10 protein-coding genes are annotated in these 12,250 nt (G+C 68.4%); 3 read left to right on the top strand and 7 right to left on the bottom strand.

Annotated features, from left to right (window positions below):
- Positions 1 to 240: 240 nt before the first annotated feature.
- From BSZ14_RS13645 to BSZ14_RS13615, 7 genes are all read right to left on the bottom strand, one after another.
- Positions 241 to 3,195: a PD-(D/E)XK nuclease family protein gene (locus BSZ14_RS13645; RefSeq protein WP_076711334.1), complete on the bottom strand. Its 2,955-nt coding sequence runs from the start codon at positions 3,193 to 3,195 to the stop codon at positions 241 to 243.
- Positions 3,188 to 3,943: a nucleotidyltransferase family protein gene (locus tag BSZ14_RS13640; RefSeq protein ID WP_076711333.1), complete on the bottom strand. Its 756-nt coding sequence runs from the start codon at positions 3,941 to 3,943 to the stop codon at positions 3,188 to 3,190. The genes BSZ14_RS13645 and BSZ14_RS13640 overlap by 8 nt, the downstream gene beginning before the upstream one ends.
- Entirely contained in the window at positions 3,940 to 4,908 is a 969-nt protein-coding gene (locus BSZ14_RS13635) for an aminoglycoside phosphotransferase family protein (RefSeq protein WP_083748261.1), read from the bottom strand. Before BSZ14_RS13635 ends, BSZ14_RS13640 begins: the two co-directional genes overlap by 4 nt.
- Complete coding sequence (gene tsaE / locus BSZ14_RS13630; RefSeq protein ID WP_076711331.1) at positions 4,905 to 5,351, bottom strand: tRNA (adenosine(37)-N6)-threonylcarbamoyltransferase complex ATPase subunit type 1 TsaE; 447 nt, start codon at positions 5,349 to 5,351, stop codon at positions 4,905 to 4,907. Before tsaE ends, BSZ14_RS13635 begins: the two co-directional genes overlap by 4 nt.
- The gene (locus tag BSZ14_RS13625) at positions 5,348 to 7,720 is read right to left on the bottom strand and encodes a sensor histidine kinase (RefSeq protein ID WP_076711330.1); all 2,373 of its coding nucleotides are present in this window, start codon (positions 7,718 to 7,720) and stop codon (positions 5,348 to 5,350) included. Before BSZ14_RS13625 ends, tsaE begins: the two co-directional genes overlap by 4 nt.
- A gap of 137 nt (positions 7,721 to 7,857) precedes the next feature.
- A complete protein-coding gene (gene ahcY, locus BSZ14_RS13620; RefSeq protein WP_076711329.1) occupies positions 7,858 to 9,276 on the bottom strand; it encodes an adenosylhomocysteinase in 1,419 nt (472 codons plus the stop codon).
- 175 nt (positions 9,277 to 9,451) lie between these two features.
- Positions 9,452 to 10,033 carry a YqgE/AlgH family protein gene (locus BSZ14_RS13615; RefSeq protein ID WP_042483052.1) on the bottom strand — a complete coding sequence of 194 codons (582 nt, stop codon included), beginning with the start codon at positions 10,031 to 10,033 and terminating at the stop codon, positions 9,452 to 9,454.
- Positions 10,034 to 10,138: 105 nt separating this feature from the next.
- Between BSZ14_RS13615 and BSZ14_RS13610 the strand changes: the two genes are divergently transcribed.
- The 3 genes from BSZ14_RS13610 to BSZ14_RS13600 all read left to right on the top strand — a co-directional run.
- Entirely contained in the window at positions 10,139 to 10,618 is a 480-nt protein-coding gene (locus BSZ14_RS13610) for a peroxiredoxin (RefSeq protein WP_076711328.1), read from the top strand.
- Positions 10,619 to 10,734: 116 nt separating this feature from the next.
- A complete protein-coding gene (locus tag BSZ14_RS13605) occupies positions 10,735 to 10,953 on the top strand; it encodes a hypothetical protein (protein WP_042482952.1) in 219 nt (72 codons plus the stop codon).
- Positions 10,954 to 11,032: 79 nt separating this feature from the next.
- On the top strand, positions 11,033 to 12,250 hold a 1,218-nt coding region (locus BSZ14_RS13600; RefSeq protein WP_076711327.1), incomplete at its 3' end, for an AMP nucleosidase.

Raw genomic sequence — 12,250 nt, 5'->3', positions numbered from 1 at the left:
GCCTGCTCCGGGCGACCGGAGTCCCGTGCGCTTCGACTTCGACACGCAGCGTCGAAGTTTATCCTGAGCGGCTGGCTTGCCAGCCAGCCGAAAGGCTCAGCGTGAACGGAGGTTGGGAGGGGGTGCAATCCCCACACGCCGTTCAGCCTGAGCGAAGTCGAAGGCCACGCCCCGCCATCGCCCAGAAGGATGGTCATCCCCTGCACTTCGACTTCGCTCAGTGCGAACGGAGGTGGGGATTTACCGATCACGGCCATACCATTCATCCCGCCGCATCAGCTGGTCATATTCCGCATAGGGTGCATATTCCGGCACCAGCTTGGCCGTGAACGGCGCATCGCCGGTCAGCCACTGGCCCGCCGCCTCGGCAAAATTCGCCGCCGCGATGGACACGAACTCGTCGGTCCGGATCCGCTCGCGCTTGCCGTCGGGATCGACCGGCGTGGCGATATAGCCCAGCCCCTCGCGCCCACGTCCCAGCGACCAATATTCGAACCCGCCCGCCTTGCCGGACACATCTTCGAACCCGCCCCGCTCGGCGATCAGGCCGAGCAGGCCGAGTTGCAGGCTGAACCCCTCCCGCACCGCCGTGGTCGAGGGCGGCTTGCCGGTCTTGTAGTCGATCACGACCAGCGATCCGTCCGCCGCCTTGTCGATCCGGTCGAACCGGCCGGTCAGCGTCACGCCCGCCAGCTTGGCCGCGCCCTTGCCCTCGGCGCTCAGGACATGGCGGCCCTCGGCGGCCTTTGCCGCGACCTCGGCCGCGATCCAGTCGATCGCTTCGACCAGGCGCGGCTGCCACAGCGCGCGCATCATCGGATGGGTCCGCTGGTCGCGCAGCATCGCCAGCGCACGGGGGCGCAGCGCCTCGACCTCGCAAGCGTCCTCCTTCCACCACATCTCCAGGATATCGTGGACCGCGGTGCCGCGCCACGCCGCGCTGGGGTCGGCATCGACCGGATCGAGCGGCGACAGGCGCAGCACCCTGCGCGCGTAAAAGGCGTAAGGATCGGCCTTCAGCCGGTCGACTTCCGTCACCGAGATCGTGGTGGGGCGCAGCGCAGCGGGCGGCTTGGGCGCGGGCCGGTCGACGGGGGCGTAATCGTCCGGGCGATCCAGCTCGACCGCCCAGCGCGCAAGGCTGGGATGCGCCTCGAACCGCTCGCCCGCCATCGCCTGGAGCCGCAGCCAGAAACGCGACGCCAGGGTCGGCCCGCTCGCATCCCGCCTTGCACGGGTCAGGATCGCGCGCGGCGCCCCCATCGCCTGTGCCAGATCATGCGCGGCAATGCCGATCCGCTGCTCCAGCCCGACCAGCCCCAGCAGCGAACGGATACGCGGCGCAAGCCACGGATCGGGCGCGGGACGGCCCGGCCAGACGCCCTCGTTCAGGCCGCCCGCGATCATCAGGTCGGCGGTCTGGAGGCGCGCCTCGATCGGGCCGTAAATGGCCAGACGCGGATGTTGGCCCTCACGCGGGATGGCGCGGATGGCGATCTCATCGAACAGACTGCGCAGGAGGGCGGGCAGCTCGGCAGGGTCGACCCGGGCGGGGCCGTGATCGGCTTCCTCTTCGTAGCCCGCGAGGAACTCCGCCGCCGCGCGACCGGCCGGGCCGGTCCATAGCGCATCGCCGCACAAGGTCTGGCCGCACTCGCGCAGACAGGCGAGCAGGCTGCGCAATCCCTGCGGCCCGTCGCCAAAGGTCCGCCCGACCGCCTCCAGCATGGGCGCGGCCTTGGCCCAGAAGGCAGCGGCGGCCGGCTTGTCGGCGAGGTGCGCCGCGATACCGTCCAGCCCTGGCGCAGGGCGCGGCCCACGCAGCGCGCGGTCGAGCGCGCGAACGCCGTCGAGCCATTCCACCCGCTCCATCTCGCCCCGGATCAGCGGATGCTTGAGCAGCGCCAGCAGCGGCAGCGGCGCGAAAGCTTGCGCGGCGGCCTCTGCCAGTTGCAGCAGGAAGGTGCCCGGCAACAGGATCGACAGGGGCCGCCCGGCGGTGTCGTCGATCAGGATGTTCCACCGCCGACAATGCGCCGCCACCCGCCGCGCCAACGCCCGGTCGGGGGTGACGAGCGCGGCGGTGCGCCCCGGCTCCTCGATCGCCTCGCGCAGCGCCAGCGCGATGGCCTGCGCCTCCTCGGCCGGGGTGGCGAGTTCGATGGTCGAGACTCCCGACAGCCGCCGATCCTCCGCGGGCAGATCGGTCCATTTGCCGGTGAGGTCGGCCGGAGCCATGGCATTGGCGATGGCGCGGCCCCGTGCAGGTCCGGCATCATAGTCCCCGCCGCCGCGCCACACCGTCACTTCGCCGCGCCCGACACCCATCCGGTCGAGCAGCAGCTTCAGCGCATATTGCGGATGGGTTTCGATCGCACGACGGGTGCGGCCCGTCTCGGGATCGGGCTTGTGCGGCCCCAGCGCATTCCATTCCTCGTCGGGCATGGTCAGGTCCAGCCCGGCGAACACCACCGAGCCGCCCGGCATTTCCGACACGCAGCGCAGCAGCCGCGCGACTGCAGGCGCGGTATCGGTGACGCCCGCCGCGCAGACGAACCCGGCGGGTTGTGCCAAGGCCCAGCGCTTGGCGGTCCGGTCGAGCAGCAGTGTCCGCCGCCTCGCCGCATCGATCCGGCCCATCCGCTCCAGAACGCCGGGCCAGCGGTCGAGCACCACCGAGAAGGTCGCCAGCGCCGACTGCCAATGCTCGGTCAGCTCGGGGCCGAGGTCGAGCGCGGCCAATTCGGCCGGGTCGACCTCTTCGACCAGCATCTGGTCGAGCGTGCGGGCCAGATCGCCCGCCAGCCGCACGGCTTCGGCCGCCGTCACCGGCTGGCCCGCGCGCTGGCGCTCCTGCTCGACCAGCCGCGCCAGGATCATCCGGCGCGCCGACGGCGCGATGGCGGGCGGCGGCGGGGCTTCGGCATCGGCGGGGTCCAGCGCGGAGCCCGCCGCCTCACCCAGTTCGGGATCGCCCAGCGCCACCATGCGCGGCAGGATCAGGCCGCCGCCGCTCGCGCGCACAAAGGCTTCGGTCACGGCGCGGACGCCGCGATTGGTCGGCAGCAGGATCATACCCTGCGCCAGCGTCAGCGGATCCCCCCCGCTGCGGCGCATCAGTCCGGCAACCAGCGCATCGGCAAAACCACGATGCGCCGGAATGGTGTGCAGCCTCGGGCGGCGCGGTTCAGCCATCCGCGAGGATCAGCTCCGTCTGCGGGATGGCGCGCGGGGTGCCGACATCGAACCACAGCCCCTGATGCACCTGCCCGAAGGCGCGCCCCGCCTCGATCGCGCGGTTCCAGAACAGGTTGGTCGAAAACGGCCCTTCGGGCGCATCGGCGATCAGGCGCGGATGCAGGATCTGAAGCCCGGTATAGGAAAAGGGCGCGACCCGGCCGGGCTGACGCCGCGCGGTGATCCGGCCATCGGCACCCAGCGAGAAATCGCCCTGCCCGTCATGATTGTGCGCACGCGCCAGCGGCACCATCAGGAGGAGCGCGTCCATCGTCGCTTCGTCCCAGCGCGAGGCAAGCAGGCGGATCGCATCGACCGGCCCGTCGATCCACAGATTGTCGCTGTTGACGACCAGGATCGGATCGTCGCCGAGCAAGGGCCGGGCCTTGACCAGCCCGCCGCCGGTCTCCAGCAACTGCTCGCGCTCGTCCGAGATGATGAGTTCGATCCCGGGAAAGCGGTCCTTCAGATGCGCTTCCAGCTGGTCGGCGAGATAATGGACATTGACCACCGCGCGCTCGACGCCCGCCGCGACCAGTCGGTCGAAGACATGGTCGATCAGCGGCTTGCCCGCCACCGACACCAGCGGCTTGGGACGCGTGGCGGTCAACGGACGCATCCGCTTGCCCAGCCCCGCCGCCATCACCATCGCGGTGCGCGGCACCCGGCCCGAAGGCGTGGGACGAAGCGAGAGTTGCCGGGTCATCGGGACAGCACCTTCGGGTCACCGCGCAACTCGGGCGGCACATTGTCGTCGAACCAGGCCGCGACCGGCGCCAGCACCGGCTGCGACAGGTCACGCTCCAGATAGGCCCAGACGCGCGGGCAGAGCGCCGCATAACGCGGCTTGCCGTCGCGCTTCCAGAGGCGGGTGAAGATACCCAGAATCTTGGCGTTCCGCTGCGCGCCCAGCACATGATAGGCGTTCAGGAACGCCTCCCCCTCGCCGGTCGCGGCCAGATAGCGCCTCAGCATCGCCTCTTCGATCGACGGCTCGACATCGCGCCGCGCATCCTGAAGCAGCGACACGAGGTCATAGGCCGGATGCCCAGCCAGCGCATCCTGGAAGTCGAGCAGGCCGAGCGTGCGCCCAGGCCCGACCAGCATCAGATTCTCGACATGATAGTCGCGCAACACGGTAACGGGCTGGTCCGCCAGCGCATGGGCGAACACCTGATCCCAGGCGGCGCGACAGCCCTCGCCATCGACATCCAGGCCGACAGCGGGCGTGTACCATTCGGGCAGCAGTGCCGCCTCGCGGTGAAGGACGGCGGCGTCATAGGGGGCCAGCCCCTCCGGCGCGTGGGTCCGCAGCGCGACCAGCAGGTCGACCGCATCGCTGTAGAGCTGGACCGTCGTATCGGGATCGGCCTCGATCGCCTCGCGCATCCGGTCGTCGCCGAAATCCTCGATCAGGACCAGACCGCGCACCTCGTCCGCGCCCAGGATCGCGGGCGCGGCAAAACCCTTGGCCAGAAGCCAGCGCGCGATCGCCATGAAGGGACGCGGGTCCTCATGCGGCGGCGGCGCGTCCATCAGGACGGCGCGGCGCGTCCCCAGCGTTACCCGGAAATAACGGCGGAACGAGGCGTCTCCGGCGAGCGGGGCGATCACCGCCCCCTCCCAGCCCAGCGTCGTCAGAAAGGCGGCGGCATCCGCCGGAGGGGTCATATCGGCCATCGGTTTTCCCAGCCCGAGGGTATCTTCGCTGTCAAGATACGTCCGCCGTCCGGGGCCATTTCCAGCGTCAGGGCCAGCGCCTGCGGCCAGGCGCCCTCGCCCGCCCGGTCGGGCCATTCGACGATCAGCGCGGAGTCCCACAGCGCCTCATCAAGTCCCAGTTCCTCCATCTGCTCCGGCCCGTCGAGGCGGTAGAGATCGACATGCAGGACCGGGATCACGGTTTCGGGCGGGGCATAGGGCTGGACGATGGCGAAGCTGGGGGACGGTGCTTCGCCGGGCAGGCCGAGCGCGGCGAGCAACCCGCGCGCCAGGCTGGTCTTGCCCGCCCCCAGCGTGCCGGTCAGCGTCACCACGTCGCCGGGCCGGATATGCGCCGCCAGCCGCCGCCCGAATTCCTCGGTCGCGGCGGCATCGGCCAGCCGGATCGTCATGGCTTTTCCTTCTCCACTACGCGCCGGGGCAGTTCGACCGTGACCAGCGTGCCCTCACCGGGTTCGGAGAGGAGAGTGATCGTGCCGCCATGCGCCTCGACGAATTTCTTGGCGAGCGGCAGGCCCAAGCCCAGCGCGCGTTCGCCGGTCGCCTTGATCCCCGGCTCGGCAAAACGATCAAAGGCCCGTGCGACGGCTTCGCGGTCCATACCCTGACCGTCGTCCGACACCACGATCCGCGCCCGCGCCGAATCGCCATCGGCATGGAGCAGGATCCGCCCGCCCTCCGGCGTCTGTTCGACGGCATGGCGCAGAAGATGCTCGATCGTCTCCTGCACGCGGCGGCGGTCGCCGGTGATCCGGCCGAGCGAGCGATGCACCTCGACCGCGAAGTCCAGCTTGCGCCGTCCCGCGATCGGCCGGATCGTATCGGCGGCGGCGCGGGCGACGCGGGCCAGTTCGACATCCTCGCGCGCGATCCCTCCATCGGCCTGGTCACGCGTCAGGTCGAGCACATCGTCGACCAGCAGCCCCAGCCGCTCGGTGGATTCGAGGATCGCCTCGACATAGCTGGTCGCCGTCTCCGGCAGCGGCCCGGCGAAACCGCCATGCAGCATCTCGGCAAAACCGCTGATCGAGGTCAGCGGCGTGCGCAACTCGTAGCTCATATTGGCGACGAAGGCGGTCTTGACCTTGTCCGACGCCTCCAGCGCGTCGGCGCGGTCGCGCAGGGCCTGTTCGGCCCGCCTGCTGTCGGTGATGTCGAGCAGGGTGAACAGCGCATTGCCGTCGGGCAACGGCACGCCCGCGAACTCGAAATGCCGTCCATCGGCAAAGGCGACACGCCCGCCGCGCTGCTGCCGCTCGATGGTCGCGGAGCGGACCAGATCGACGATCAGCGCCGAGCGGCCCGGCGTCGCCAGCCGCTCCGCCACCCGGTCGGCAAAGGCATCGACGCGCGGGTGGCTGGTCAGGAAATCCTCCTCCAGGCCCCAGAGCGCACGGAAGCGGTTGTTCCACAGCTGCAACCGGCCATCGGCGGCGAACACGCCCAAGGCCTCGAACAGATTGTCGAAGGTCGCGGTGCGTACGCGCAGCAGCGTATCGCGCGCGGAGGCCAGCTGCACCTCCTCGGTCCGGTCCTCGAAGATCATCAGCAGGCCGCCATCGGGCAGCGGCTGCGCCACGACACGCAGGTGCGTGCCACCGGGCAGATGCCATTGCTCCTCGATCCCGCCACTCGCCTGGCGGAACCAGCCGACCCGCTCCGCCTTCCAGCCGGGGAAGTCGCGGACCTCGGGGCTGCGATTGGCCTCGCGCATCCGCTCCAGGATGCGGTCGAACTCGGGATGGTCGGCCAGCCACTCGGCGCGCATCGCGAACATGCGGCGGAAGGGCTGGTTGCAGAAGACGAGGCCACGATCCGGCCCGAAATGCGCGACCGCCGCCGACAGCCGGTCGAGCATCGCACGCTGTGCCTCGGCAAAACGCTTGGCACCCGCGCGGGACTGTTCCAGATCCTCGATATCGACCGCGAACCCGGCAATCCCGCCGGTCGGCAGCGGCACGTCGAAAATGCGTAAGGCCCGACGCGCGCCGTCGATGGTTGCGGGCAGCACCTGCTCATGCGGCCGCCCCCGGTCGCGCGCCGCCGCCGCGCCCGCCAGCGGACCGCCGCGCCCCGACCCCTCGACCAGTTCCAGTCCGCGTCCGACGACATCGGCGGCGTCCCGTCCCTCGACCGCCTCGACATAGGCGGTGTTGACCATGGCGAGGCGCAGATCAGCCCCGCGATACCACATGGGCAAGGGCGCCGCCTCGATCAGCCCGGTCAGCGCCTGGAACGCATCGCCCAGCCGCCGCGCCTCGCCGTCGAGCCGGACGATCTCGTCCTGCGTCTCGGTCATGTCGAAGACCCAGATGACGACTTCTCCGGCCGCCCCCTGATGTGCGGGCGCGCGGGCACCGTCGAACAGCAAGGTGCGAACCGATCCCTGCGGCCGGACGATCCGGCGGAACCGGCGCCCGGTCTTCTGCGCGGCGTTCAGGTCGGCGGCGAGCAGCGCCTTGTCCTCAGGTGTAAGCCCGGCGTCATCATAGGCCAGTTCCTCGAGGAAGCGCGCCACATCGGCCAGGCCCAGCCAGTCGGCCAGCCGCCGGGGCATTTCGATCCGCCCGTCGCTGCGGATCACCATCGCCTGGGCAGGACCGGCGCGCAGCATAGCGTCGAGCCGGTCACGCTCCAGCCGTACCGACGACGCCTCCGCCCGGGCGCGGACACCCAGATAGAGCAGGACCATGCCGATCACGATCAGGGCACAGGCCCCCGCGCCCAACAGGACCGCCTCGGTATCACCGATCGCAATCATCCGAGAAAGGCCGGGCCGAAACGCTGCATCCAACCATCTCTAGCCCGATCGGCAGGCGATACGCCATAACGAAGGCCAAAGAAAAAGGGCCGCCCTTTCGGACGGCCCTTCTCGTTCAGGCAAGGCCCGAAGCCGGATCAGTAACGATAGTGATCCGGCTTGAACGGCCCTTCGACCGGCACGCCGATATAGGCGGCCTGCTTCTCCGACAGCTTCGACAGCTGGACGCCCAGCTTTTCGAGGTGGAGCGCGGCGACCTTCTCGTCGAGGTGCTTCGGCAGGACGTAGACTTCGTTCTTGTAGTTCTCGCCCTTGGTCCACAGCTCGATCTGGGCGAGCGTCTGGTTGGTGAACGAGGCCGACATGACGAAGGACGGGTGGCCGGTCGCGCAGCCCAAGTTCACCAGGCGGCCCTTGGCCAGCACGATGATCTGCTTGCCGTCCGGGAACTCGACCAGGTCGGTGCCGGGCTTCACTTCGGTCCACTTGTAGTTCGACAGCGCCGCGATCTGGATTTCGCTATCGAAGTGACCGATGTTGCAGACGATCGACATGGGCTTCATCGCCTTCATGTGATCGGCGGTGATGACGTCGGCGTTGCCGGTCGCGGTGACGAAGATGTCGGCGCGCTTCACGGCCTCATCCATGGTCACGACCTCGAAGCCCTCCATCGCCGCCTGCAGCGCGCAGATCGGGTCGATTTCGGTCACGAGCACACGCGCACCGCCATTGCGGAGCGACTGGGCCGAGCCCTTGCCCACGTCACCGAAACCGGCGACCGCAGCAACCTTGCCCGCCAGCATGACGTCGGTGGCGCGACGGATCGCGTCGACCAGCGATTCCTTGCAGCCGTACAGATTGTCGAACTTCGACTTGGTGACCGAGTCGTTGACGTTGATGGCGGGGAAAGGCAGCTCGCCCTTCTTCGCGATCTCGTACAGGCGGTGAACGCCGGTGGTCGTCTCTTCCGACACGCCCTTCAGGTTCTTGACCGTCTCGGTCAGATAGCCCGGATATTTGGCGATGAACGCCTTCACCGAACGCTGGAACTCGACTTCCTCTTCATTCTCGGGCTCGGCGAAGGTCGCGCCGGCTTCCAGCTTCGCGCCCCACAGCGCGAACATGGTCGCGTCGCCGCCGTCGTCGAGGATGATGTTGGCGGTCTGACCGGTGGTGCCCGCACCCCAGTTGAAGATGTCGCCGACATAGTCCCAATATTCGGCCAGCGTCTCACCCTTCACGGCGAAGACGGGGATGCCTGCCGCGGCGATGGCGGCGGCGGCGTGGTCCTGGGTCGAATAGATGTTGCAGGTCGCCCAGCGCACATCGGCGCCGAGCGCGGTCAGCGTTTCGATCAGCACGGCGGTCTGGATCGTCATGTGCAGCGAGCCGGTGATGCGCGCGCCCTTCAGCGGCTGAGCAGCGCCGAATTCCTCGCGCAGGGCCATCAGGCCGGGCATCTCGGTCTCGGCGATCTTGATCTCGGCGCGGCCGAAATCAGCGAGGCTGATATCCTTGATGACGTAATCGTTCTTGGTGGCAGCAGTCGTGGACACGACGAAACTCCGTGCAAAATGGGGCCGACCAAGACGTGGGATACGCCGATCGGCACGGCCGACGCCTTAGCGGCGATCGTGATGGGGATCAAATATAAAGATATCTTTATATCGTTGAGCGTGAATCACTCGATCCCGCATATTCCTCCCCTGGCAGGGGAGGAATGCAAGTTGGTCAGGCCGTACCGCCGCCCGTCACCAGCTGACGCGGATCGACACCGGCCGCGCCGTAAGCCGCCTGCCAGCGATCCTCGGCGGCCACGTCGAACAGGATTTCCGGCTCGCCCCCGACATTGAACCAGGTTCCCGGCTCGCGCAGTTCCTGCTCCAGCTGGCCTGCGTCCCATCCGGCATAGCCCAGCGCGACGATCCACCGCGCCGGTCCGTTACCCTCCGCGATGGCGCGCAGCACGTCGACCGTGCTCGACAGGACCCAGCGGCCGCCGACATCGACACTATCCTGTCCCTGCCAGTCGTGGCTGTGCAGCACGAAGCCGCGCCGCGGCTCGACCGGCCCGCCATAATGGACCGGCACGTCGGGGACATCGCCATGTGCGATCTCGAACTGGTCGAGCAGCGTGTGAAAGCCGATGCCGTCGATCGTCGCACCCAGCCCGATGCCGAGCGCGCCGCCCTCGTCATGCGCGCACATCGCGATGATGGCATGTTCGAAACGGGGATCCCCCATGCCGGGCAGGGCCAGCAGGAATTGGCCGGAAAGATAGGTCAGTTGATGCACGCCATCGATTATAGGCATGGCCGCGCCGCCTCGCCATGCTTGAAATCCATAGGGTCCCTGCCCCATGAACGCCGCGTGGCCCGGCATGGTGCCGTGGCAAAGCTTCCGCGAAGGATCCGCACGATGACGATCAAGGTCGGAGACCGCCTGCCCAGCATCACGCTGGTCAAGGTGACGCCCGAAGGCCCCGAACAGGTCAACACCGCCGATTATTTTGCGGGCAAGCGCGTCGCACTGTTCGCGGTGCCCGGCGCCTTCACCCCTACCTGCTCGGCGCAGCACCTGCCCGGCTTCATCGCCCAGGCGGATGCCGTGAAGGCCAAGGGCGTAGACGAGATCGCCTGCACCTCGGTCAACGACGTGTTCGTCATGAAGGCCTGGCGCCAGACGAACAACGCGGGCGAGATCACCATGCTCGCCGATGGCAATGCCGACCTGGCCAAGGCGGTCGGCCTGACACTGGACGGCTCGAAATTCGGCATGGGCACGCGCAGCCAGCGCTATACGATGCTCGTCAATGACGGCGTGGTCGAGCAGCTGTTCGTCGAGGCCCCGGGCGAGTTCAAGGTCAGCTCGGCCGAGCATCTCCTCTCGGTCCTCTGATCCGTGCCGCTGATCCGGTCGGTCGCACGGCCGGTCGGATCGGTGGTGGAACAGTGCTGGAGGCTCCGGCGTTTTTTGCCCATCGAAGGATCGGCACAAACAAGAGGAGCCTTGCCATGACCACCTATGTCCCACCCGAAAAACAGGCACAGGCAAAGAGCTTCACCGAAAAGGCGCAGGGCGCCGCCAAGGCAGCCGGCGACAAGGTGAAGGAGCACCCCTATGCCGCCGCCGGTATCGCGGCGGGCGTGGCGGCGGCGGTGGCCGGCGCGGCGTTCGGCGCATCGAAGCTGCGCGCGCCCGGTGACGACGAGAACTCGGCGCTGGGGGCCTGAGCCCCTGACCAGGGCGCGGGCGATCGAACGTCGTCCGCGCCCGCTTGCCAGCATCAAAAACAGGGCTTAGCTCTGGACGATGACTCAAGCTGCCACGATCGTCGAGGAACTCGACCGCCTTTACACCGCCTCCGTCACGCGCCTGAAGGAGGCGCTGACCCTTTACCTGCGCGACGGCACCGCCCCCACGATCGAGGACCGGGCGCATGGCTGTTTCGCCTATCCCGAAATCCGCCTGACCTATCGCGGCGAGGGTGGACGTCCCGCCCCGATGCGTTCGTTCGGCCGTCTGGTATCGCCCGGCGATTACCGGATCAGCGTCACCAAGCCCGCCCTGTTCAAGGACTATCTGGTCGAACAGCTGACCCTGCTGATCGAGGATTACGACGTTTCGGTCGAGGCGGTGCCGGGGCGGCAGGAAATCCCCTTCCCCTATGTCCTCGATCCCGGCCATGCGCTGAGCCTGGACACGGTATCGGCGGCCGAACTGGCGCGATTCTTCCCCGCGACCGAACTGGCGCATATCGGCGACGAGATCGCCGACGGCCTGTGGATGACCGCCGATGGGAACCGGCCGCTGGCGCTGTTCGACGGGCTGCGGACCGACTTCTCGCTCGCCCGGCTGCGTCACTATACCGGCACCCCGCCCGAGCATTGCCAGCGCTTCGTGCTGTTCACCAACTATCACCGCTATGTCGACGAGTTCGTCCGCTGGGGCGCGTCGCAGCTGGGCGAGGGTTCGCGCTTCACCGCTTTGTCGGGTGCGGGCGGGATCGTCATCGAGCGGCCGGAGGATGTCGACAAGATCGTCACCGACAGCGCGTGGCGGCGGCACCAGATGCCCGCCTATCACCTGGTCGCGAAGGACGGCACGGGCATCACACTGGTCAATATCGGCGTTGGCCCGTCCAACGCGAAGACGATCTGCGATCATCTGGCGGTCATGCGGCCAGAGGCATGGCTGATGATCGGCCATTGCGGCGGGCTACGCCCCAGCCAGCGGATCGGCGACTATGTGCTGGCGCATGCCTATCTACGCGACGACCATGTGCTCGACGACGTGCTGCCTCCGGAAATTCCGGTGCCCGCCATTGCCGAGGTCCAGGTCGCGCTCGCCAAGGCGGCCGAGATCGTCTCGGGCCAGTCGGGCGACGAGCTGAAGCGCCGCCTGCGCACCGGCACCATCGTCACCACCGACGACCGCAACTGGGAACTGCGCTACTCCAAGTCGGCACTGCGCTTCTCGCTCAGCCGCGCGGTCGGCATCGACATGGAGTCGGCGACGATCGCGGCGCAG

Origin of the sequence: Sphingomonas sp. Sph1(2015) (assembly GCF_001970915.1) — a bacterium.
GTDB classification, from domain to species: domain Bacteria; phylum Pseudomonadota; class Alphaproteobacteria; order Sphingomonadales; family Sphingomonadaceae; genus Sphingomonas; species Sphingomonas parapaucimobilis.
Note: the sequence above shows the minus strand (reverse complement) of the source record. Positions and strands in the feature narration are given on the sequence as shown.

Excerpts from the sequence above, each read along its gene's own strand:
- BSZ14_RS13645 (WP_076711334.1), bottom strand. The coding sequence starts at position 3,195 with ATGGCTGAACCGCGCCGCCCGAGGCTGCACACCATTCCGGCGCATCGT.
- BSZ14_RS13640 (WP_076711333.1), bottom strand. The coding sequence starts at position 3,943 with ATGACCCGGCAACTCTCGCTTCGTCCCACGCCTTCGGGCCGGGTGCCG.
- BSZ14_RS13635 (WP_083748261.1), bottom strand. The coding sequence starts at position 4,908 with ATGACCCCTCCGGCGGATGCCGCCGCCTTTCTGACGACGCTGGGCTGG.
- tsaE (WP_076711331.1), bottom strand. The coding sequence starts at position 5,351 with ATGACGATCCGGCTGGCCGATGCCGCCGCGACCGAGGAATTCGGGCGG.
- BSZ14_RS13625 (WP_076711330.1), bottom strand. The coding sequence starts at position 7,720 with ATGATTGCGATCGGTGATACCGAGGCGGTCCTGTTGGGCGCGGGGGCC.
- BSZ14_RS13615 (WP_042483052.1), bottom strand. The coding sequence starts at position 10,033 with ATGCCTATAATCGATGGCGTGCATCAACTGACCTATCTTTCCGGCCAA.
- BSZ14_RS13610 (WP_076711328.1), top strand. The coding sequence starts at position 10,139 with ATGACGATCAAGGTCGGAGACCGCCTGCCCAGCATCACGCTGGTCAAG.
- BSZ14_RS13605 (WP_042482952.1), top strand. The coding sequence starts at position 10,735 with ATGACCACCTATGTCCCACCCGAAAAACAGGCACAGGCAAAGAGCTTC.